The 22237-nt window shown below is 43.5% G+C and carries 19 protein-coding genes and 1 pseudogene; 12 read left to right on the forward strand and 8 right to left on the reverse strand.

Annotated elements, in window-relative coordinates; translation table 11 throughout:
• Positions 1 to 25 precede the first annotated feature (25 nt).
• A pseudogene (locus tag IUA53_RS09905) lies at positions 26 to 2574 on the reverse strand (TonB-dependent receptor plug domain-containing protein).
• A gap of 211 nt (positions 2575 to 2785) precedes the next feature.
• On the opposite strand from IUA53_RS09905, the gene IUA53_RS20370 reads away from it, so the two are divergent.
• A complete protein-coding gene (locus tag IUA53_RS20370) occupies positions 2786 to 2914 on the forward strand; it encodes a hypothetical protein (protein WP_260563439.1) in 129 nt (42 codons plus the stop codon).
• Between the two features lie 112 nt (positions 2915 to 3026).
• Here IUA53_RS20370 and IUA53_RS09910 read toward each other — a convergent pair whose 3' ends face one another.
• The gene (locus IUA53_RS09910; protein WP_044447534.1) at positions 3027 to 4070 is read right to left on the reverse strand and encodes a DNA-binding protein; all 1044 of its coding nucleotides are present in this window, start codon (positions 4068 to 4070) and stop codon (positions 3027 to 3029) included.
• Positions 4071 to 4258: 188 nt separating this feature from the next.
• Here IUA53_RS09910 and IUA53_RS09915 point away from each other — a divergent pair, with 188 nt between their 5' ends.
• A complete protein-coding gene (locus IUA53_RS09915) occupies positions 4259 to 5194 on the forward strand; it encodes a site-specific integrase (protein WP_044447532.1) in 936 nt (311 codons plus the stop codon).
• 10 nt (positions 5195 to 5204) lie between these two features.
• On the opposite strand, the gene IUA53_RS09920 is transcribed toward IUA53_RS09915, so the two are convergent.
• Entirely contained in the window at positions 5205 to 5432 is a 228-nt protein-coding gene (locus IUA53_RS09920; protein ID WP_044447531.1) for a helix-turn-helix domain-containing protein, read from the reverse strand.
• A 104-nt stretch (positions 5433 to 5536) separates the two neighbouring features.
• On the opposite strand from IUA53_RS09920, the gene IUA53_RS09925 reads away from it, so the two are divergent.
• Positions 5537 to 6046: a hypothetical protein gene (locus IUA53_RS09925; RefSeq protein ID WP_044447529.1), complete on the forward strand. Its 510-nt coding sequence runs from the start codon at positions 5537 to 5539 to the stop codon at positions 6044 to 6046.
• Positions 6043 to 7431 carry a DEAD/DEAH box helicase gene (locus IUA53_RS09930; protein WP_052806658.1) on the forward strand — a complete coding sequence of 463 codons (1389 nt, stop codon included), beginning with the start codon at positions 6043 to 6045 and terminating at the stop codon, positions 7429 to 7431. The genes IUA53_RS09925 and IUA53_RS09930 overlap by 4 nt, the downstream gene beginning before the upstream one ends.
• An 84-nt stretch (positions 7432 to 7515) precedes the next feature.
• Here IUA53_RS09930 and IUA53_RS09935 read toward each other — a convergent pair whose 3' ends face one another.
• Positions 7516 to 8316 carry a SprT-like domain-containing protein gene (locus tag IUA53_RS09935; protein ID WP_044447527.1) on the reverse strand — a complete coding sequence of 267 codons (801 nt, stop codon included), beginning with the start codon at positions 8314 to 8316 and terminating at the stop codon, positions 7516 to 7518.
• Positions 8317 to 8505: 189 nt separating this feature from the next.
• Here IUA53_RS09935 and IUA53_RS09940 point away from each other — a divergent pair, with 189 nt between their 5' ends.
• From IUA53_RS09940 to IUA53_RS09955, 4 genes are all read left to right on the forward strand, one after another.
• The gene (locus IUA53_RS09940; protein ID WP_044447525.1) at positions 8506 to 11400 is read left to right on the forward strand and encodes a Tn3 family transposase; all 2895 of its coding nucleotides are present in this window, start codon (positions 8506 to 8508) and stop codon (positions 11398 to 11400) included.
• A 58-nt stretch (positions 11401 to 11458) separates the two neighbouring features.
• Positions 11459 to 12627, forward strand: a protein-coding gene (locus IUA53_RS09945; protein WP_085929700.1) for an IS3-like element ISAma1 family transposase whose coding sequence is annotated in 2 segments (ribosomal slippage) — positions 11459 to 11708 and positions 11708 to 12627 — 1170 coding nt in all. Because the reading frame shifts where the segments join, the coding sequence is not laid out codon by codon here.
• 1119 nt (positions 12628 to 13746) lie between these two features.
• Positions 13747 to 14844, forward strand: a complete 1098-nt coding sequence (locus IUA53_RS09950; protein WP_044447560.1) for a tyrosine-type recombinase/integrase — start codon at positions 13747 to 13749, stop codon at positions 14842 to 14844.
• Between the two features lie 142 nt (positions 14845 to 14986).
• On the forward strand, positions 14987 to 15355 hold the full coding sequence (locus IUA53_RS09955; RefSeq protein ID WP_044447563.1) for a hypothetical protein: 369 nt from the start codon (positions 14987 to 14989) through the stop codon (positions 15353 to 15355).
• 53 nt (positions 15356 to 15408) lie between these two features.
• Here the strand turns inward: IUA53_RS09955 and IUA53_RS09960 are convergent, their stop codons facing one another.
• Entirely contained in the window at positions 15409 to 15765 is a 357-nt protein-coding gene (locus IUA53_RS09960) for a diacylglycerol kinase (RefSeq protein WP_044447565.1), read from the reverse strand.
• 105 nt (positions 15766 to 15870) lie between these two features.
• A complete protein-coding gene (locus IUA53_RS09965) occupies positions 15871 to 16296 on the reverse strand; it encodes a universal stress protein (RefSeq protein WP_196897017.1) in 426 nt (141 codons plus the stop codon).
• Positions 16297 to 16459: 163 nt separating this feature from the next.
• On the opposite strand from IUA53_RS09965, the gene IUA53_RS09970 reads away from it, so the two are divergent.
• Positions 16460 to 16960 (forward strand): c-type cytochrome, encoded by a 501-nt coding sequence (locus IUA53_RS09970; protein ID WP_196897018.1) that lies wholly within the window; start codon positions 16460 to 16462, stop codon positions 16958 to 16960.
• On the opposite strand, the gene IUA53_RS09975 is transcribed toward IUA53_RS09970, so the two are convergent.
• Positions 16957 to 18588 carry an FMN-binding glutamate synthase family protein gene (locus IUA53_RS09975; RefSeq protein ID WP_196897019.1) on the reverse strand — a complete coding sequence of 544 codons (1632 nt, stop codon included), beginning with the start codon at positions 18586 to 18588 and terminating at the stop codon, positions 16957 to 16959. The genes IUA53_RS09970 and IUA53_RS09975 overlap by 4 nt on opposite strands.
• A gap of 252 nt (positions 18589 to 18840) precedes the next feature.
• Here IUA53_RS09975 and IUA53_RS09980 point away from each other — a divergent pair, with 252 nt between their 5' ends.
• The 3 genes from IUA53_RS09980 to bfr (IUA53_RS09990) all read left to right on the forward strand — a co-directional run bounded on the left by IUA53_RS09980 (position 18841) and on the right by bfr (IUA53_RS09990) (position 21494).
• A complete protein-coding gene (locus IUA53_RS09980) occupies positions 18841 to 20415 on the forward strand; it encodes a cation:proton antiporter family protein (RefSeq protein WP_044057153.1) in 1575 nt (524 codons plus the stop codon).
• Between the two features lie 135 nt (positions 20416 to 20550).
• Positions 20551 to 21027 carry a bacterioferritin gene (bfr, locus tag IUA53_RS09985; protein WP_044447567.1) on the forward strand — a complete coding sequence of 159 codons (477 nt, stop codon included), beginning with the start codon at positions 20551 to 20553 and terminating at the stop codon, positions 21025 to 21027.
• Positions 21027 to 21494 (forward strand): bacterioferritin, encoded by a 468-nt coding sequence (gene bfr, locus IUA53_RS09990; protein ID WP_196897020.1) that lies wholly within the window; start codon positions 21027 to 21029, stop codon positions 21492 to 21494. The genes bfr (IUA53_RS09985) and bfr (IUA53_RS09990) overlap by 1 nt, the downstream gene beginning before the upstream one ends.
• Before the next feature lie 84 nt (positions 21495 to 21578).
• On the opposite strand, the gene IUA53_RS09995 is transcribed toward bfr (IUA53_RS09990), so the two are convergent.
• A complete protein-coding gene (locus IUA53_RS09995; protein ID WP_231401121.1) occupies positions 21579 to 21986 on the reverse strand; it encodes a hypothetical protein in 408 nt (135 codons plus the stop codon).
• Positions 21987 to 22237 lie beyond the last annotated feature (251 nt).

Below are 22237 nucleotides of genomic sequence, written 5' to 3' on the forward strand. Positions count from 1 at the left end.
GTGTTAGTTCGAGACGCCAGTTGGACTAAAAGGTATACACGCCTTTTAAATAATAGAAACCGCCGTTAATGCCAATGGGTGACGTCGTTGGGTACTTTGAACCCGCCACTTCGGTATCATAAAGCACATTTTCATCAGGGAGGTTATCAAACGCATTTCGAGCGCCTAGTGTCATAATAAATGATTCATTAATATGATAACCAACTTCAAAATCGACCGTGTATTCCGCACCCACTTCCTCTATGGGTAAACCGGCATAGATGTGATCTTCAAAAATGTCACTAAAATAATTAAGGCGCGTTAATACCCGCCAATCGCCATTCGTATGATTGCCAGGCAGGCTGAAGCGGTATTCAGGCAAATTATCCTCAATCATTCGAATGCGAGTGGGTGAAATGTTTTGGACTTGCTCACCATTCACATCGAACGTTTTAACATCATCAACTTCTGTATCGGTCCAGTTCCCCGCAAACGAGAAAACCGTATCTCCTCCCAACATTTCCATTGAATAATTAGCGACGACATCAATACCTTGTGTTAACGTTGCAAAGTCATTTGTGAAGAAACTCACTTCACTAAAACTCGATGCGTCAGTGACGCCTTGGGCGAGAAGCGCATTGATATCCGCTTGCGTGAGGGTGATCCCCGATGTTGTGCTGATCCTATTTTCAAATTCTCCTACCCATCCCACACTGTAGCTCGTAGATTCCTCAGGTTGGAGGGGCGTTGCCCCCTTTTGAATGGAAATCGGATCCGACGGCGGCAGCGTGGCTCTATCAACCAATCCCGTTGCACTGAACGCGGTAGTGACGTTTCGTACATTCGATTGTCCTATGGTCGGCGCTTTGAATCCAGTTGCGATGGCGCCGCGTATTGCGACGGTTTCATTTAGTTGATAGCGCGCAGACAGCTTGCCTTTGGTTGTGTCACCAAAATCACTAAAGTCCTCGTACCGAATAGCTGCCCCCACCATAAAATCGTCGCTAAAGAAATACTCCGAATCAATATACAGCGCTGCGCTATTACGACTATTCTTGCCTTGGAACCGAGCGGCTAGCCCAGGAAAGCCGTTTGAACCGATACCAAATCCCTGTGCGGCTAAAGGGCCTACTTCGTAGGACTTTGGATCCCCAGCGATGGCTTCAAACGCTTCATATCGATACTCAATGCCCCCGGCTAAGAACAACGGTTCATTCCCGCCAATATCAATATACTTATTGATGTCGATATTGAAGCTCGCTTCTGTTTGAATGTAGCGCCCGGGATTAAACGATGTTGGTGTATCCGGTCCTAATGACGGATTTATGGTGTTGCTAATGGCATAATCGATTTCATTAGTACCATAAGCACCACTGACATCGTAATTTAGCTCGTTATCCAATTCTCCACGAGTACCAACAACCAATGAAGCATCAGTAACGATCCCCCCAAATTTTGGGGTAAATCCACCAGGAAAGAGTTCGTTGAATGCAAAACAATCAGGATTGTTTGCAACTTGGTTGATATAAACAGGGTTTTCTAGCACGTTTGAGCCGACGGCTATATCGGTCGGACAGTTGCCCGATAGATCTGGCGTCAAGTCGGCTACCAGTAATAATTGCTCACCACTGTCATTGGTTCCGCCATCATTGACACCACCGCGGTTGTGTGGGTTTCGAAAGTAAAACCCGCCCTCCACTTCTCGTCTCGCATAGTTACCAAATAAATACGCTTCACTGTTTTGATCAAGCTCCAAACCTGCATTGGCAAAAAACTTAAGATCCCCTTTTATTTCAGGACTCCCCCATACTTGCGCCGGATCTTCAACGAACGTGTTGCCATTGTTTATCAGCGCCGCCGCATCATCGCGTTGTACGCTTCGTGACGTGGGATCGGCCGTTCGATATTCTAGAGAGAGATTGACAAACCCTTGATCAGTCAATGGCAACCCAACATTGCCCGCGACCATCGTCGTTGCGCCGTCCCCTTCATAATATTGACCTTTATTAAATTCCACTAGGCCTCCTTCAGCGTCATCTTTAAGCGCAAAGTTGATCACGCCGGCAATTGCGTCAGAGCCATATTGTGCTGCCGCACCGTCCCGTAATACTTCAACTTGTTTAAGTGCAACAGACGGTATGACGGATATATCAGGCCCTTGCGCACCGTCGGATATTTGACCACCTAAAAACGTAATAACCGCTGAGCGATGACGCCGTTTTCCATTCACCAGTATCAAGGTGTGATCCGGCGCGAGCCCTCTTAAATTCGCGGGACGTACTAGGGTTGAAGCATCATTAATTGGTTGGTCGTTAACATTAAAGGATGGCACGGCGGCTTGCATCATTGTCGTGATGTCGGTGGACCCGGTACTTTTAAATTCTTCTGCGCTGATAATGTCAACAGGTACCGCTGAATCCCCTATCGAGCGTGGCGCTGAACGCGTACCGACGACTGCATTTTTTCTACATCCGCCTCAGTGGTGCCGGCCTGCTCGTGTGCAACCAGCGTGGGTGAAATAGCCACTGCGATAGAAGCAGACAAAAGAGTCTTTGCAAACCCCAACCTTGTCGCCTTTGATTTAGTGTTAGTCATGTGTTTCCCTGATTTTATGTCTATGTCGTGTTGTTTGAAAAATCTCTTGAGAACCCAAACCGGTTGTTACAGATGTAGGAGGGCTAAGAGACTACCGTGCTGCGCAAAATACGCGCAGACACTGGCCAATACAGACAAAATCCGCCATGACCTACATGGCGGTGGAATTACATGATAATTACAATTTTGAAAGGTACTAAGAGTGTAAGAAATGCCTGATCTTCAGCCGGCAAATCATGACAATGCCATGGGACGCACAGGCTATGCTGCGCAGCGCCCCAGCACCGATAGCGTCATGAACAACGGTAGGGATTGGATCTTGAGCACAGCAATGTCATAAGAAAAGCAGACGGTCGATGTGCTCACCTGGTGAGACATTGTTCATTTGATAAGGTGGTATGTTTATCGTTCGCTACATAACATCTTGTGTCGTTTACGCATCAACAGCATTATCATTGCGGCGTATCATCGTTTACGCTTAACTTCTTCGTTTTTTTCACCGTTTTGTTTGTTTGGTGCATGTATTCTGCGATCAGATGCGCTTGTGTGTTTACCGTCGCGTCAGCTGCCACTAATTGCTGGCGAGTTTCATTAAGTGCAATCGTTTGTGTACTCAGAGCGTCAGTCGAAGAGGACAGATCATCGCGAAGCAGATCGGATGCGTGCTCTAACCTCTCGACGGTTTGTTCAAGACGCTGATTGTTACTGCGGGATTGCGCGAGTGCCTCTTCCAAAAAGCGGTTCTGCTCTGCCAATGCTTTGTGATCGTTAAGCGCCTGAGACAATGTAACCTCCAATCGCGCCAGTGTAAGTTTTTGCTCTTGGTTGGTGCCGGTTAAGCCGGCCAGCTCTTGCGTCAACGCGTGTTGTTGATGATTGAGTTGTGCGATCGTACTTTCAAAATGATGGGTTTCGCGCTCACGCTGAGACGCGACAGACGCACGATAATGCTCAAGCGCCGCACGCGCATCCACGTGCTTGTCCTCTAATGATTGATTATGCGTTGTCAGTAACTGGATTTCCTGTGTCATTGATGCGAGCCGTTGTTCGTAACGATCACACTCGCGAAGTGCTGTATCGCGCGCCGCTGTGATGTCAGTCACATATTGAGTCAATTCAGCGATGTCATTGTTAGCTCGCGCAATCTGAGCCTGCAACGTATCGTTTTGCTCCGATAGTGCGACTGCGCAAGCCGCCTGCTCGTCAAGTGACTTTTTAAACCTACTTTCACGTTCAACCAACGTGGCATGCGTCTCCTTTTTTAATCGCGCCGCAACGTGGCTTACAAGCTGCTGTAATTCTTCAGACAGTAAGACTTCTACCGGCGCATTTGCGCCCCCTTCGGTTAAGCGTTTCAAATGCTTATGAATAGTGCTCTTTGAGCCCGTATGCCCGAGCTCTGCGCGCACAGCGTCGATCGACACACTGTCACCGCGCGCAATGATGGCCTCTGTGGCTTGTTTAACGTTTGTCAGCGTCACGCCGGTTCGCGCCATGATAATGTACTGTATTACGTAATATGTATATACAGTATAATGTTGGAAGCATTCGAAATCAAAATAGGGAAATCAAAACAAGCGATAATCGTGGGTTATTTCACCTGTATACGCTGAAGCCCTTGATTAACCATTACATTGATACATACTATCCTTATCGCTAAAAATTGAGGTGTCAAAATCGCCCTATGTCTACCCTCCCCCGAAACGTACAAACACATTCGGTAGATGACTATGTTCAGGCCGCCACACGTGACAATACGAGACGCACTTACCAAGGTGCGGTCGAGCATTTTGAAGTGGATTGGGGCGGTATGCTGCCCACTACAAGCGAGGCGCTATGTCGGTATTTGGCACACTATGCGAATACCCTTGCCTACAACACACTCAAAACCCGATTGGCTGCCCTTTCCCAGTGGCATCAAAGCCAAGGATTTGTTGATCCCACCAAAGCCATCCAAGTGAAAAAGGTGCTTAAAGGTATACGGGCGTTGCACCCTGCCCCGGTGAAAAAAGCCACGCCCTTGGCGATGTCCATGCTTGAACAGTTAGACAGCCATCTCAATGCCGAATATCGCAATGACTCACGAGGTGTCGCATTGCGGGCCGCGCGCGACCGGGCTTTAATTTGGGTCGGATTTTGGCGAGGGTTTCGAAGTGATGAACTAACGCGTCTACTACTCCAGGGTATCGAGGAATCACCTAATCATGGCCTATCGCTTTACCTGTCACAGTCAAAAGGCGACCGGCAATACGCAGGTAAACGTCACCGGCTACCGGCATTAAATACGCTATGCCCATGTGCTGCGTTAGATGCCTGGCGAGAGATGTTGGGCGACCACGAGGGGCCTGTATTTCGAAAAATCGATCGCTGGGGTGTCATTGCTGAACATGCCTTAAACCCGCGGAGTATCAGTCGTATACTCAGACAACGATTTGAGAAAGCCGGTATCAATAACGCGCAGACATTTAGCAGCCACTCTCTTCGTCGCGGGTTCGCTTATTGGGCGGCAGAGCAGCGTTGGAGCTTAAGCGATCTGATGACACACGTAGGATGGAAAGACACACGTACCGCCATGGCATATTTAGAGACACTGCACCCTACATTCCAACAACCAACATAACGGATCCAGTTTATTCATCAATACTATCTTGGCTGGGCAACAACGAGTCCGGCGTGACACCGATAACATCTGCTAACTGATACAGTAATTCGATCGTGATATTGGCTTCACCACGCTCAATTCGGCCCACATAACTTCTGTCTACTTTCGCCTGTAGCGCTAACGCTTCTTGCGACAATCCTGCAGATTTGCGCGATGTTCGAATGACGCGCCCTAACGCGACGGATAACTGTGACATAAACTGACCTGCTTAAAAGTCAGTAATATCTCTACTTGCGGCTTAATTAACCACGGATTATAATCCTCATCTTTAAAATTCCCTTTGCAGTAAAAAGGTATATTATGCGGCAATTTACGCCCCACCCGGGTCTTATTCAGGCCATTGTCTCTCTCGATAGCCAGCGTTTTCGCGTCACCGACATCCGTGATCGTTACATGACATTATATCCAGGCAAACAAAACAAAAATGACGTGAGACGTTGGATACACAGTTTTATGCGGACGTTTATAAAGCATGGTTTATTAGTTGATGTCACAGAAAATGAGGACAAAGCGGCGCACTACCGCCAAACGAATAAATTACATTCGATAGTCGGATCATCGGCAAGTAACAACATCAACAATCAAGACACGTTGGAAAAAAATCTTACTGAAATACAAAAACGGCTCCATTCACGACAACATGATATTTTGATCAGCTTAGGTGCAACAGAGGAACTGGAAAGTTTAAAGATCGAATTCCCAGAAATGGCCCTGCGCATTGATAAAAAATTAAACGAATTTAAAGATCAAAATGTACGAACGCTTGGAAAAATAAAAGCGCTCGAATTATTGCTCTCTGCTACTTCATGAAACTTAGACATTGGCAAGCCCAATGCCTCGACGCTGCCATGAAACACTATCAAAGTGGTCATCGGCAATTTGGTTGTTTAGCTACGCCAGGTGCTGGTAAATCAGTTTTTGCCGCAGTGACGGTTAAAGCCATGCTCAACGCAGGTTTAGTGGATTTTGTATTGTGCATTGCACCATCTGTTACGGTAAGAAATGGACTTAAGTCAACGTTTGAAAAGGTGCTGGAGCAACCTATGGACGGATTCTTGGGCTCCATCGGACTAACACTGACTTATCAAGGCTTATCATCACTGGCACCCGGGATGATTGGCAGGCTGTTGCAACAACGCCTGATCATAGTACTCGATGAAATTCATCATTGTGGTGGTCATGATAGACACAATGCAACCTATTGGGGCGCATCACTGATGGCGTTGATGCAACACAATACACCGCCATACACATTATCCTTATCTGGCACGCCATGGCGAACGGATGAAAACTATGTCACCTCATTGCTTTACGATCAAAACCTACGTCCTGATATGCAGTTTAGTTATGGGCTAAATGATGCTGTTAAAGAAGGTGTGTGCCGCACACCTTCAGTGCATTTGATCGACAGTTCGAAATGGCGAGTGATTGAGCCAGACCAAACCACGCGAACGCATAACAGTCTGAAGCAACTCCTTAAAGATGAAAACCTGGCCTATCAACACGTCCTAGAGGAATCATTGTTTCTCTCGAACATCCTGCACTACGCAAATGAGAAATTAGTCACACTGAGACAAGGTTGCAGTGATGTAGGCGGGTTGATTGTGGCTTCAAGTATAAAACATGCCACTCAAATACAACGAATGTTAAGAGACATTACGCAGCAAGAGCCATGGCTCGTTACGAGTGACACAGATAAAAGCCATGCAGTCATTCAACAATTTAGAAATTCAGCTGCGCCTTGGTTAATTTCAGTTGGTATGGTCAGTGAGGGAACCGATATTCCAAGACTACAAGTATGCTGTCACCTTAGTCGGATCTGCACTGAACTGCACTTTAGACAAGTGCTTGGCCGTATCCTAAGGAAGCGCCCAAAAGATAATCATCAACAAGCAACTTTGATTGTTCCTGCGCACCCAGAGTTAAGTGAATTTGCCGCGATACTCAAAGCAGAAATTCCTGAACATGTTTCGGTGGTCTGGCGTAAGAAAAAAGGCAGCAGTTTAATGACATCAGTAAGTTCATCCAATGACACGCTAAAGCCTGATCCTGTAACAAATATAACAACTCAAACCATAGAAGGCTTGAGCCTTACAGAGCCGCAGACTGCGACGAATAAAGGGGCGACTTCTAGCGCTTTGGTCGCGCTAACCTCGTACGGAAGATTTGAAAAAGAGGTACTCCGTTTCACATAAATCGGAAACGATAAAAAAACAGTTCAAACGAAACAGAGGAAATTAGCTTGATTGGATTAAACAACGCGTACCTTATTGCTTGTTTTATTCTCGCTCAAAAGGTAATTCGCAATCTCCACAAATGACATTAAGTGTGGCTTTGCCGTAGATCTTTGTATCACATCCAGGACACACATGTTTACTGCGCGTTTGACGTTTAGCGACTTCTGGAAGGTAAAATGTGTCTGGCATAGCGTTGAAATCGTCATTCGTAGACGGTAATGCGCCAGATGCTGCCTCATCATCCAATGACACAACGTTGGCATTTAATACATCACTTGCATGAGCACAGTGTTCAACTAATGCATCCTGCGCCAACGTGGGTGTGTCGACAATCACAGGCTCATGAAGCTTGGGCAGCGCCAATCTATCTACCCAGTTTAGTCTGAAATCTATATCTTGCGTCAAGGTATTCGCCGCCTTCATAAAAGGACCTTGTTTCATGATAAAGTCACTCATATGACGTCCTACGATCGCACCTCCGGGCTCGCCTGTATCGGAGGGCATCAAACCGACATCCATCATCTTTTGTGCCCATTGTCTATTGTGGTAATGGCCATCGCTAGGCTGTCCAAAATGAAACTGCCATGCATGGACCATTTCATGAACGAGCGTTTGAAAGATTTCAATCATTCTTGATGAGGCGAAATAGGCGGGATTGATGCTGATTTCACTACACAGTTTACCTTGTGCGTTACCCCATCGCTTAGCCGCGAAGAACCCCATGACATTCTTTTTTCGTTGTAAGGTGAAAATCACGGGAGGCAACGCATTGTCAAATAAGCATGCATTAAAATGATCGTATGCGGTCACGAGCGGTGCGTAAAGTTCATCTGTAGGCGACATGACGTAATTACTACTATTCTGACATTCGTTACAATGTACATTACATTAGTGACGACAGTTTTGTTAGAAGATACGGTTATTAAAAATAGAAGAGTGATTCCAAAATACTTTATTTTGTACAGTGTACACTGCACAAATTTATCGATAATGTTATTAAAAAGTCGATATTAATATCGAAAAGGAATGAACATGGCACAAATGAAGGTGCTATCTGCTGCAAGAAAACAAGCCTTTAATAGCGTACCAAAATTGACCAGAGAAGCAACGCTTGGCTATTTTACTTTGGATTTAGAAACAAAAAAAATCTTACGTAAAATGCAATCGGATGTGGCGAAAGTGGGTTTTCTCGTTTCAAAGGCTTATTTTCAAGCGAAAGGACGGTTTTTTGAATCGAGTCGTTTCTTTGCTGCTGATATTAAACGAGCATCGCGTGTACTGGCGCTCAGTCACGCTGTCGATATGGAAAAATACACCCCAGAAATGGCAACTCGTCATAGGAAACAAATCCTCGCTCAGTATAACTGGCAGGCCTACAGCAATGAGACCGCAGCACTGTTAGCCTTACACACAGACAGTTTGGTCTCTATTCGCATGAATAAAGAAGACATCTTATTTGCATTGGTGTCATTTTGTTGGATGCGACGTGTGGAGATCCCTTCATACAACCAGTTCGTGGACATTATCTCTATCGGATTTCAATCTTATGAAACACGGATGCTTGAGCGAGTCGAGACATCATTATCCGCAAAAAAGAAAAACGCATTAATTCAATTTTTTCCACAACATTCACATCTACACTCCATAGGCGAGTTGAAAAGGATTGACCAAGGGCTTGGGCAACGAAGCCTCAATCAGAACGCTTCTATTTTAAAACTGTTTAGTGAGCAATTTAGTGAGTTAGCCAGAGTGTATAAAAAGGTTAACTTGACAGATGAAGCCATCACACATCTTTCTGATGCTATATATTTGGGAAACAATGACGAAATCAGGCGCCTGAAAAATGACAATAAACAATCGCTTTATTATCTTTCTTTTATTTATGATCAGGTTCACAAACGTAATGACTTTGCCGCTGATGCACTTCTCAAAGTCGTTAAACAATTTACGAATCGCGCAAAAGGTGATGAACGAAGCAAACGTGATGAACAACGGTTAAGCACATTAGAAGCAAATAGAACCGTGCTCAATAGTGCGAAAGACGCCAAACGCGTCTTAGAGCTGGTGTTTTCAATTACCAAAGATCCAAATCTATCATTTGAAGAGCGTAACGAACGTTCCCAACAGTTGATAAGCGCTTTTTTTAATGCGCAAAATCCGGAATTTGATAAGCATATTGAGCGTGTAGGAAACAGCATAATCAAACAAGCAACACACGCTGATTACTACAGCTCGCTTTTTGAAAACAGTCTTAAACTTCAACGTTTACTTGGTTCACTTATTAAAGCGATGAGTTTTGACAAACAGAGTAAAAATCAAGCGCTGCTAGATGCAATTGACTTTTACCTTTCGCAGCCCAAAGCGATTGACGAAGATTCTCCTACTGCGTTTCTAACGAAAACCGAAGCTAATCTTCTGTTTGAGGAAGACGATATAAACCCGCTTAATAAGTATCGTGTATTTCTTTTCAATGCAGTAGCAAAAGGACTCAAAGACAAATCACTCACCCTAGAATATTCGTACCGCTACAAGCAAACGCCCAGCTACATGATTGGAGTCGAAGAGTGGCGTAATCATAAGAAGCGATTATTGGCGGCTGCTTCCCTGGATAAATTTATTTATGGTCGTTCGGTTCTCGATGGTATAGGTATGAGTGTGACCCAGCGATTTGAAGACGTGACTCGTCGTATTGCTCAAGATGAAAACCCCCATTTCTCTGTCAAAGACGACGGAACCTGGCGTATTCGATACCCTGATCCAGAATTCTCCATTGCTAAATACATCCCAACCTTACTAGGATCATCGCGTTCAGTCACACTTCAAGATGTCATGTTCGAAATTGACCGACATACAAATTTTTCAAGCTGCTTTAGCAATCGGCTTCCTCGCGGCGGTAATACAGAGATTGATATTCGTTTACTTTTTGCCACGGTGTTAAGTTTGGGAACGAACCTTGGGCACACTGAGCTGGCCAGAGCCAGTAAGCTATTTTCTGAAAAAGCATTGAAAGATACTGAAAATTCTTGGGTATCGATTACCAATTTACAACGAGCGAATGACTGTCTGGTTAAGACTATTCAATCTCTCTCGCTGCCGACAATCTATAACGAAAATAATGGCAGGCTGCACACAAGTAGCGACGGTAAGAAGGTTGTCGTAAACGTCAATTCGTTGTTGGCAAATTACTCATACAAATACTACGGAAAAGAACAAGGCATAAGCGTAAATAGCTTCTTGGACGAAAAACAGTCTTTCTTTCATGTTAACGTTTTGACATCATCAGATCGTGAAGCGCCTTATGTGCTAGAAGGATTGGTATCTTCTAAACACACACTGATGCAAGACGACATTGAGGAACATATTCACAGTACAGACACCCATGGGTATACAGAGGCGGTATTTGCCGGTCTTTATCTCATGGATGTTTCATTTGCCCCTCGCATTAAAAACGTTCATCACCAAACGCTTTATGCTTATCATTCCAAATCAACACAGAAGTATTCTGATTCACCACTTGCCCCTAAGTCCCAAATCAATAAAAAACTTATATTGGATAATTGGGACGACATTTTACGATTGATGGCATCGATGAAATTAAAACGCTGTAGTTCATCTCAGATGCTCAAAATGCTATCCAGCAGTGAGCGTGATAATACTTTGTATAAGGCATTTAAAGAATTCGGTAGGTTGCTAAAAACCCACTTTATTCTCAATTATGTAGACGACGAAGAACTAAGACAAAATATTCAAAAGCAGCTCAATAGAGTTGAGCTGGGGCAAAAACTTGCTGATAAAGTACTTTTTGGCAGAAATGGCAAGCTTCAGGTTGGTTTGCACGATGAAGTTCAGTTGGTGATGGCTAGCAATACTTTACTGCGCAATATGATAATTCTATGGAACTACCTTTTCCTCTCTGACTACTGCTGACGTGCTCCAATAGATTCACACACCCAGTTAAGAGATAATTATCTCAACTGGAGTGTATATGAAAACCCGAAAAAGCTACTCGAAAGAATTCAAACTGGATGCGGTGAGTCTGGTTACAGAACAAAATTACAAGATTACTGAGGCTGCTCGCAGTCTTGGTATCAGTGCCAATATGTTAGGCCGCTGGCTTAAAGAGCAAGAATCAGAAGGGGCTCACGCATTTCGTGGCAATGGTAAGTTGACGCCCGAGCAGGAAGAAATTCGCCAACTGCGAGCAGAGAATAAGCGCCTGAAAATGGAGAAAGAGATCTTAAAAAAGGCAACGGTCTTCTTTGCCAAAGAAACCAAGTAAAATACGGTTTCATCACCCAACATAAGAAGACCTGGCCGATTAGCCTGATGTGCGAGATTCTTGGTGTCAGTCGCTGTAATTACTATAGCGCCGTGCGACGCAAGGAACACATTGAACCGGATCCGCAACATGATGAGTTAATTGAGTGGGTACAGAAAGTAGCAGATGCCAGTGACTTTACCTATGGCGTAAGACGTATGAAACGCGCGTTGAATTCGCTTGGTTATCCGGTTGGAAAACAGCGAACGAGAGCCTTGATGAAAGAAGCTGGAGTGAGCGTCAGACGACGTAGAAAATACAAAGTCACGACTAACAGCGACCATCAGCAACCTGTCTTCGATAACGTGCTGTCACGCGACTTTGATGCTCAAAAGCCAGACCAGGCGTATGTCTCTGACATTACCTACATCTGGACGCAAGAAGGCTGGCTGTATCTGGCCGTAGTGATTGACTTATTCTCACGAAAAATCGTGGGCTGGAGTATGGCATCGCGGATGAATGCCCAGCTTGTGTGTGATGCCTTAACGATGGCTTTGTGGCAACGTAAACCTAAAGTGGGCCTGATACATCATTCGGATCGCGGCTCTCAATACGCAAGCCGACAATTTAGACAGTTACTGACGCAATACAAGGTAACAGGTAGCATGAGCAGGAAAGGTGATTGTTGGGACAATGCCGTCGTAGAAAGCTTCTTCGGCACATTGAAACAAGAGCGAGTGCAGTGGCGTCACTACCAGAGTCGCCGTGCTGCCCAGCAGGATATTCTGCAATACATCACTATGTTTTATAACAGTCAGCGAATGCACTCATATCTGGATTACAAGAGTCCAAATCAATATGAGGCTGACATGGCTAACTTACAAAAAGCGGCTTAACTGGGTTGTGTGATTTTGGTTGACCACGTCATGCTTAACATTCGATTCTGAAGAACAACGCGCAAAAGTAATAGAGTCAATTTCAACTGGCTCAGTCATTGCTTGGGCCCATATTAACTTTATGGGTATTTACGAATTTAACCCAGTAGGTAAAAGCAGGTTTAATGCGACTTTAAACCAGATGCGCGATGTTTCCATCTAGATAATTTATTATTATCAATGGGCTAGCTCTTTATGTCGTAATCTAGTGACCTATACGGTGGTTCAGCCTAATACGGAGTACTAAATATCAATGATAAAATGGCTTACTTATTCAGTTTTAATTGGTTAAAAAATATTATTTTTAGCGCTTATGTAATTTACCATTCTCTAGTTTCACCATTTTATTCATTGGATTTTTCATTGGCGATTGCCTAGGTTAAATGTCTATCTCGAATCATCACTCATTGTTAGCTCTAGACGTTACGTGAGGATGCTAGGGTTATTAATGCGAAATTATATTGTTGCGTCGGCGGTCAAGCAGTAATAACTTAAATTGTATTTATGCATGGCTTATTTTATCAAAATCATAATCACTCACTTTATCTGTAGATTAAAAATTGATATTAGAGATTCAGTATTTTATGGCTCAGGTAAATAACGAAAAAGAAAGATAACGTATGTATTTTTAATTCCACTTTCTTTAAGCGGATATAAATTGATAAACCTTCCCCTTCATAAGCATTTCTATCGTTTTAATTACAAAGCTGGGCTTAATAACAAGTTGTTCAATCTAATTATCTAGATAGTGATAAATGGGTGACATTGACATTGCTTTAGTGGATGCGGGTTCAACTAACTGCGCTTAGTGGCGAAAGATTTTAGTTCGATCAACTGTACGTAATTTAGGCGCCGCTACGTGAAATCTGAGAACAAAGTAAGGCTACCACGTACAACATTTTACGTAGAAACGCGTATATGACACCTAAATAGTCAGCGTTTGATATTATAGGAAAAGCCATTTATACTGTAAATTCATACAGTTAATTGCGTTCGATGTACTGTTTCATTCATTTTCACGCATGATAACTGTCATTATCATGCGTGAAATTTCATACAAATCAATTAGTTATAGTAAAAATGGCAAATATTTCTAGGTTTACATCTACATCAAGAACTCATTCAGCATTGGCAGATACGTCTCAATTTGATGCATTTGATAACGAAAAAGCAGTTAACGCCTACTTCAAAGATATCTTCACCAAATTACCCAAAAATACGCAGCGCGCATACATTAGCGACTTTAATGAGTTTTCCATATTTTGCAAGCAGCATGCTATCGGCGGCTTCAATCACGATTTCTCACACAATGAGCAATGTATAAAACGGTATGTAGAGACGTTGTGTCAATCTCCCCTCGCCTACAGAACCATCAAGCGTCGCTTGTCTGCACTCAGTAAATTCCTTGGCATTACGAAGTTACCAAATCCAATCATTCATTCCGTCTATTTACGTGACTTTATCCGCCTTTCACTTATCGAGAATCAAAAGTTTCAATACTCGAGTAATCAAGCTGTGCCCTTAACCATCGAGCTGCTCGATACTATCAATAATAAAATAATGCCCGATAGCTTGCTAGAAATGCGTGATTTAGCGTTGGTAAACCTGATGTTCGATGCCTTGTTGCGGGCGGATGAAGTGGTACGTGTTTGTGTACCACATATACAAAGGCGCAATAATGCACTGTTAATTGTGTCCTCTAAAGCTGATCAAACGGGGAAAGGAAGTTTTCGCTATATTTCCAACAGCACTATTAATATGATTGATGAATACATTAATGAAGCCAATACGCAATCTGATTCCCTTGAACCTAGACACGCAGATGACCCCAGAAGAATTAATAAGGGGATTCTTTTTAGGCGGGTGAGTAATCACGGGCATGCCCTACTCCCACTTCATGAACACTCAGGCACAAGTTCGTCTGCTCCAGTATTAAACTACTCTTCTATTTATAGAATCTGGAAACGCATTGCGATGCGTGCGGGTATAAACGAAAATATTACTCCTCACAGTGGTCGCGTTGGCGGAGCGGTATCGTTAGCAGAAGAAGGCGCAACCCTGCCTGAACTTCAACTTGCAGGCGGTTGGCAGTCGCCCGATATGCCCGGTCACTACACTCAGCAAGCCAATGTAAAGCGTGGTGGAATGGCAAAATTGTCTCAAAAATTCAAACGCTAATCTGTCACTGTTCCCACCTGTACAAACCTAAAAAATCCATTCTCTACATAGCGCCGTACTCATTATATCTCAGCGATATAAGTAGGTATCAGCCTTATCAAGGCCGCTGTACTCGTTAAATGAACATAAACAAGGAGTGGATATGGAAAACGGTGTTAAAGAAACTCACGCAAAACTATTAGGCGAACTGGTGGTTCCCTCTAGTTCTTGGTCGTTACATCCAGAGAAAAAACCTGCGTTCAAAAGCAAAGAGCAAGTGGTTGATTATGTCACAGTCAATAGCGAGCCCCTTTATATCCATGTTCCGCTATGTGGCAAAGATGCCAGTGAAGACGAATACGTCCGTGTTATTGTGAATTCTAAGGATGAAGATGTGGTATTCAAAATTACCGACAGAGAAAAAGGCGGCGATACGCGAGTGCATGGCTCTCACATTAAAAACCTCAATAGCACAATATTAGAACTCGTGTCTCAGAGTTTAAAAGATGGCCGTCGAGCCAAACCACTGTAGTTTCACAGATTAAGCTAATTTACCTAAATGGCTTTGCTACCTGGGGATCTTCGTTAAAACAGAATGATCCCCCAGGTTGTGGCCGCCATTATCAAGCTTATGAATACTGCGGCTGAGCCGATATCTTTGGCTTTTCCAATAAGTTCATGCATGTCTGTGCTGACATGGTCGGCCAATTTTTCAACAGCAGTGTTTAATAATTCAGTTATAAAAACAATAAATAACGAAAAGAGTAGCAGTAGACGTTCTACGTGTTGTATATCTAAATAAAATGCACAAGGTATGAGAACAAGCATGGCAATACATTCTTGTCGTATTGCAGCTTCACTGGCAAAGGCGGCCTTTAAGCCTTTTATTGAATAACCTGTAGCAAAAATTAACCGCGAAAGTCCCGTTCGTTTAGGTGGCATAGTAACGTTGAATTAAGAACATGATTAATCACAGTAACCTATAAAAGTTACAGTGTTGTTACGTGCATATTCTGCGCCCTACTTGCTGCGCTTATTCGCCTTTGATTATTCTACCTTGACGGCAAGAACGTCCACCTTAACGCCATGTAACACTGCATTCGCGGTGGAGCCTAAAAGGAGTTTCAAACCGCTTTGACCGTGGGTACCAATCACTATGAGATCGGCACTAATTTTATCCGCTAAATGATGAATCTCATCAGCAGGTGCACCTATCTCAACATTGGCATGACTAGTCGGTATATTGTAAACCTCGGCGATTTCTCTTAATTTACTCAGCGCTTGGCTTCTTACTTCATCTGAGAAATCGCGCTCTAGAAACAAACCATAAGGCTCAAGATTGGTCTGCGGATACGCAACATACAACAAATGAATGTCTTGTGGGCTGCCGGCTAGTTTTAAAGCACGCTCGATAATTTGTTCATAGCTGCTAAAGACATCAATAGGAACAAGAATCTTGTTATAGGCTTCCATAATACACCTCTTTCGTGACGTGGTTGTCGGGGATAAATAAAATCGCCGCTAAGGATTCACACTATTACGCGTATTAGCGTTAACTTCCTTGATTGAAATCAAATCTTTTCACACAGGTTGTCACATACTTATAGTGTCATAACCTGTTGGGAAAGTTAAAGCCATGATTAAATATATTCTCGTTGTATTCGTCGCCAGCACACTGTTAGCGGGTTGCGATCTCGGTGCTAATTCACCACGGGGCTTTAGTTTGCCCGAGGGTGATATCGATAAAGGCAAAACCGTGTTTGTTCGTCACCAATGTACCGACTGTCACACAATGGAAGGTATAAATGTAGACGAAAACCACGTTTATCACATCAGCAAGCCCGTTCCCCTGGGTGGCTCAAGTGGCAGAATTACCACGTATGGGGAACTCGTTACCAGTGTAATAAACCCCTCTCACAAATTAACACGCAGACAACCATTGAGTGTAACTTCTGAAGATGGTGTATCGCTGATGAGAAACGTGAACGATGAGCTAACCGTCAGCGAACTCATCGATTTAGTCACTTTTTTGCAATCGACTTACAAAGTGGTTCCTTATCGCACGTCTGAATATCGTTTATATCAGCTACGTATGCCTGAAAAACCTGAGCAAGGGCAAAAGAGCAAGCTAAATTAGGAGACTTCTTTCGTCTCCTCTTCAATGTCTGCCAGTAAACTGCACGGCATAAAGCTATCTGCGTTTGCCTCTTTTACGTGAAGCTTAAACCGCTCTGGTACCTCGTCTTGCAGTAAACTTCCCCGTTTGACCAGGGGAAATATCTCATCGTAACGGGCTATGTTACATTGATTTACCCGTCTGAAAATATGAGTTCTGTTTAATTCTGTAGTACTCACATGGCCCGTTGACGAAAGAATATCCATGAGGGCATGCAATGTTTTTTTATGAAACAAATACACGCGTATCGACTTGTCCGCCACATCGAGGCCTTTCGTCAGTTTCGGATCCTGCGTAGCCACCCCCGTGGGGCATCTATTTGTATTGCACGACAAAGACTGGACACAACCTAACGCCAACATCATGCCTCTTGCGCTATTGCACAAGTCTGCTCCAAGGCTTAAATTTTTCGCGAGTTGAAAAGCGGTAATGATTTTACCTGATGCGATAATTTTAATTTTGTGACGCAAATCAAAACCAATTAAACAATCATCAACAAATGCGAGGGCTTCTCGTAAAGGAAAGCCAATTGAATTTGTATATTCAAGGGGCGCAGCGCCTGTGCCACCTTCCCCGCCGTCCACGGTAATAAAATCAGGCGTTACACCGGTTTTTACCATGGCTTTACACATCGCGACAAACTCGCTTTTTCGCCCTAAAGCCAACTTAATGCCAACAGGTTTACCGCCACTAAGTTTTCGCAACTTAGCGATAAAATCTACCATTTCTATGGGCGTCGAAAAGGCGCTGTGACGGGGTGGAGAATCAACCTGTGTGCCAGGTTCTACGCCACGAATATCCGCAATTTCAGGGGTATTTTTATACGCAGGTAAAATGCCACCATGACCAGGCTTTGCCCCTTGGCTCAGCTTTATTTCAATCATTTTTACTTGTTCTAACTGGGCTTTTTCTTCGAAAGTTTTTTCATCAAACCTGCCGTCCTTAGTGCGACAACCAAAATAGCCTGTGCCAATTTGCCACACTACATCTCCCCCATTTTCCAAGTGATAAGGTGTTAATCCGCCTTCACCGGTATTGTGGAAAAAACCGCCTTTTGCTGCGCCTTTATTCAGGGCTAATATGGCATTTTTCGATAAGCTACCAAAACTCATGGCACTGATATTAAGTACACTCGCACTGTAAGGCTTTTTGCAATCTGGACCACCAATATTCACTCTCGGGTCGTCTTCCATTTCTTTCAATTCACGGGCGGATAGTGAGTGGCCTATCCATTCATATCCATTTTCATAGGTATCGAGTTGGGTGCCAAACGGAACGGTTTCTCGGTTATTTTTAGCACGCTGATAAACAATGGTTCTAAACATTCTAGAAATAGGCGCGCCGCCGGTGTCCGTTTCTAGCACATATTGCTGCAAATACGGACGCAACGCTTCAACGGTCCATCGCACGCGGCCAATTAATGGGAAGTTTCTAAGTATCGAATGGTGTTTTTGGTTCGCATCGTAAATCGCAACACACCAAATAAACAACGTTAGAATAAGGAACCACCACACCGGCTGGTATATCAATCCGAGGATGGCATTTATCGCCACAATAAGTGTTAAAACACCAATGATCCAATTCCGCATATTAATCCTCAGTTAGTTATCTAGTGTGTTTACACAGCCACGCTAGATTTAGTTCAAATTTAGTTTAATAACAATTCGTTAGGCACAAGCCTATGCCTCAAAAATATGGTTATGCGTAACGGTATTTTCAGATTTCAATACGCTAGTTTTCAATTACATGCTAGTCTATTCCGGTTAGTTTAACTTTAGTCCTTACGTCGCCCATTTTTGGGCCGTGCTTTGTACATTAACTGAAATGATGAAAGGTATTTCATGGAGTATGCATTTCTTCTGTTTGCATTTGTATGTGGTTTAACCGTTAAACTCGTCGGTATACCGCCTTTGGTAGGCTATTTATTAGCGGGTTTCTTACTGAATATTGCCGGTTATACCCTTACAGACGAGCTCACAACCATCGCGAATTTAGGCATAACGATTATGCTTTTCACCATCGGCTTAAAACTTAACATTCGCGATTTAAGCAAACGCGAAGTATGGGCGGGTAGCCTAAGTCATACTCTACTTTGGGTGATTGTCATTACTGGCGCGGTCTATGGTGTGGCCGCGCTTGCCAGTCAGTTTGTTGGCGGATTAACGTTACAAAGCGCCATGCTGATCGCGTTTGCACTGAGCTTTTCAAGCACTGTTTGTGTAGTGAAAGTGCTTGAAGAAAGTGGCGAAAGTAAAACGCGTCACGGCAGGCTTGCTATTGGTATTTTGGTTATGCAGGATGTGTTTGCCGTTATCTTCTTAGTGGCAGCCACCGGTAAACTGCCGTCTGTGTGGGCCTTAGGGTTACTTGCGCTTATTCCAGCACTGCCTTTTATTCACCGCATAATCAATCAATCTGGACACGGCGAGTTATTACCGCTAACTGGTTTTATTCTTGCCTTGGGCGGCTACAATCTTTTCGAGTTAGTGAATATTAAAGGCGATCTTGGCGCGCTTATTTTCGGCATCATGCTTGCGCAACACGAAAAGTCTACTGAGTTAGCTAAGTCACTAATGAGTTTTAAAGACCTTTTCTTAATTGGTTTCTTCCTAACCATTGGTCTTACTGCCCTACCAGACATGAATATGATCATCCTATCCCTCGTTTTCTGTTTGTTTATTCCGCTGAAAGCGGGCTTATTCTTCGGCCTGTTTACTGCCCTGCGTTTACGGGGTAGAACCGCCTACCTTGCTAGCTTGGTGCTTTCAAATTTTAGTGAGTTCGGGCTTATTGTGGGCGCATTAGCAGTGAGTTTGGGCTTATTGGCCAATACATGGTTAGTGATTATTGCCCTTGCAGTATCTATATCATTTGTGTTTACCAGCGTGGTATACCGCAACTCCCATTCGCTCTATAACAAATATAAAGACGCGATTAAGCGTTTCGAGAAACAAACTCGGTTAAAAGAAGACGTCTACCCTACCTTACACAACGCGGAATTCCTGGTATTAGGTATGGGGCGAGTAGGTAAAGGGGCTTTTAATGCATTAGCAAAGCTTGGCGATGTTAACGTGTGGGGCATGGATGCAGATAGGCTTAAAGTGAAACAAATGAACAGTGAAGGTCACAATGTCATTGTGGGCGATGGTGAAGATGTTGATTTGTGGGACAACCTTGATTTACGTAATGTTAAGCTGATTTTACTCGCGCTTCCCTCCATCCAAGATGCCATCAACATTAAGCGACAACTGACCAATGCGGGCTACACAGGAAAAGTCGCCGCAATCGCACGCTACGAAGATGAAGTTCAAGAGTTGCTCAACCATGATATTGATAAGGTATTTAACTTCTTCACGGAAGCCGGGTTAGGTTTTGCTGAAGAAAGTTTAGCGTATGTCGATGCGCCTAGAGCCTAGGCACAGCATCAAATGCAAACAAAGGATGTAGTGATAACCATTGCCATTTGTATCCCATTGTATTTAAAGGATTTTTTTGATTTTTCACGTTATGTGGCCTATACTATCGTCATAATTTGATAAGGGTTTAACGCAATGAAAGGTGATAAACAAGTTGTTGCAAAGTTAAATGACATATTAACCAGTGAGTTAACGTCAATTAACCAATATTTTCTTCATGCTCGTATGTTCAAAAACTGGGGCTTGAAAGAACTAAACGAAAAGAATTACAAAAAATCCATTAAAGACATGAAACAGGCAGACGACCTAATTGAGCGTATTCTGTTTCTTGAAGGGCTTCCTAACCTTCAAGCGTTGGGTAAGCTTTACATTGGTGAAGATACTCAGGAAATGCTGGTATGCGATAGCCGTTTTCAAAAAGAGCAATTGCCACTATTACGAGAAGCCATTGCACTTTGCGAAGAAAAGCAAGACTACGTGTCCCGTGATCTTCTTGAAAGCATCTTAGAGTATGAAGAAGAACACTTAGACTGGATTGAAACGCAAGAGTATCAAATTGATGCCATGGGAATAGAAAACTATCTTCAAGCTCAAGTGATGGGAGACGACTAATGAAAGGTAATCAAGCAATTATTAATGGGCTTAATGAGCTTCTCTCTTATGAGCTTGCGGCCATGGATCAATACTTTATCCATTCGCAAATGTATTTAGACTGGGGCTTGCAAAAGCTTTACGAGCGTATTGATCACGAATTCGATGATGAGCGTGGCCACGCTACTAAGCTTATTGAGCGTATGCTGTTTTTAGAAGGCACGCCTGATATGATAACGCGTACTGGATTTAAAGTGGGTAAAGACGTACCTGAAATGCTAGAGAGCGACTTGCGTGTTGAGTATGAAGTTGATGCTAAATTGCGTGAAGTAATAGCATTATGCGAGACAGAAAAAGATTACGTCACCCGCGATATGCTTATTGTGTTACTCGACGATACTGAAATGGATCACGCTCATTGGTTAGAGCAGCAAATCGGACTGATTAAACGCCTAGGATTACAAAACTACCTTCAGTCGCAAATGTAATCCTCTGTTACCCCGTTTTTGGCAATTTCATTATTGTGACTAACTCAATGCCTGAGGCTGACTTAAAAGGGTCGCTCAGGCGTTTTACGTTTCAGTGGTAAAATACAAATACGTTGGCTCGGTGGTGTCTTTTAGGTTCACGCGCAATTGCCATTTCATAAAGGCTTCACTGCAACTGCCCAGCATAAACCACCCAGACCAATGGGACTGATCCTCCTGATCTAACAGTACGGGTATTTTTCCCATGTACATATTCACCCCTTCTATCCACGCACTTTCAACCTGAGTACCTGCGGGTAACGAGAGGGTGAGTGTGACCGAGGTTTCTGGTTCTGGCGGTTCAGAGAAATGCGCACTGGCTTGTCTGCCTTGAATTAAAAATCGGCAACGTCCGTTGACAAAATGACAACTATTGCCTATTCCCTTTGTAGCATCGTCACCTTGTTGCTTGGCAACTTGGAACCGGTGCCCAATAAAAAGCGTCGCCGCCACAAGAAAAATACACAGCGGGCCTAGCCATGAATGTAAATTTTTTGTTTTAAATTTGTTTTCGTTTTTTAGCATTTCTTAAATTTTGTGTATTTCTTCATTGATGGAGATCAAGCATAGCGACTTTATGGTATCTTTTTGTAATTAAAAACCTTATCATCCGCGTACCAACTGGCTTGGAGACAATAATTATTACTCTTTCCGAGCTCGGTGTGAAGCGTTATTCCTTAGCTGATACACGTCTCGACCGTACT

The sequence above is a fragment of the Alteromonas sp. B31-7 genome, from assembly GCF_015767655.1.
Taxonomy (GTDB): Bacteria; Pseudomonadota; Gammaproteobacteria; order Enterobacterales; family Alteromonadaceae; genus Alteromonas; species Alteromonas australica.

Bases quoted from the DNA above. Each gene is read 5' to 3' on its own strand.
- IUA53_RS09915 (WP_044447532.1), top strand. From the start codon at position 4,259: ATGTCTACCCTCCCCCGAAACGTACAAACACATTCGGTAGATGACTAT.
- IUA53_RS09930 (WP_052806658.1), top strand. From the start codon at position 6,043: ATGAAACTTAGACATTGGCAAGCCCAATGCCTCGACGCTGCCATGAAA.
- IUA53_RS09965 (WP_196897017.1), bottom strand. From the start codon at position 16,296: ATGGAAGCCTATAACAAGATTCTTGTTCCTATTGATGTCTTTAGCAGC.
- IUA53_RS09955 (WP_044447563.1), top strand. From the start codon at position 14,987: ATGGAAAACGGTGTTAAAGAAACTCACGCAAAACTATTAGGCGAACTG.
- IUA53_RS09960 (WP_044447565.1), bottom strand. From the start codon at position 15,765: ATGCCACCTAAACGAACGGGACTTTCGCGGTTAATTTTTGCTACAGGT.
- IUA53_RS09950 (WP_044447560.1), top strand. From the start codon at position 13,747: ATGGCAAATATTTCTAGGTTTACATCTACATCAAGAACTCATTCAGCA.
- IUA53_RS09910 (WP_044447534.1), bottom strand. From the start codon at position 4,070: ATGGCGCGAACCGGCGTGACGCTGACAAACGTTAAACAAGCCACAGAG.
- IUA53_RS20370 (WP_260563439.1), top strand. From the start codon at position 2,786: ATGCCTGATCTTCAGCCGGCAAATCATGACAATGCCATGGGACGCACA.
- IUA53_RS09940 (WP_044447525.1), top strand. From the start codon at position 8,506: ATGGCACAAATGAAGGTGCTATCTGCTGCAAGAAAACAAGCCTTTAAT.
- IUA53_RS09935 (WP_044447527.1), bottom strand. From the start codon at position 8,316: ATGTCGCCTACAGATGAACTTTACGCACCGCTCGTGACCGCATACGAT.
- IUA53_RS09925 (WP_044447529.1), top strand. From the start codon at position 5,537: ATGCGGCAATTTACGCCCCACCCGGGTCTTATTCAGGCCATTGTCTCT.
- IUA53_RS09920 (WP_044447531.1), bottom strand. From the start codon at position 5,432: ATGTCACAGTTATCCGTCGCGTTAGGGCGCGTCATTCGAACATCGCGC.
- bfr (WP_196897020.1), top strand. From the start codon at position 21,027: ATGAAAGGTAATCAAGCAATTATTAATGGGCTTAATGAGCTTCTCTCT.
- IUA53_RS09980 (WP_044057153.1), top strand. From the start codon at position 18,841: ATGGAGTATGCATTTCTTCTGTTTGCATTTGTATGTGGTTTAACCGTT.
- bfr (WP_044447567.1), top strand. From the start codon at position 20,551: ATGAAAGGTGATAAACAAGTTGTTGCAAAGTTAAATGACATATTAACC.
- IUA53_RS09975 (WP_196897019.1), bottom strand. From the start codon at position 18,588: ATGCGGAATTGGATCATTGGTGTTTTAACACTTATTGTGGCGATAAAT.
- IUA53_RS09970 (WP_196897018.1), top strand. From the start codon at position 16,460: ATGATTAAATATATTCTCGTTGTATTCGTCGCCAGCACACTGTTAGCG.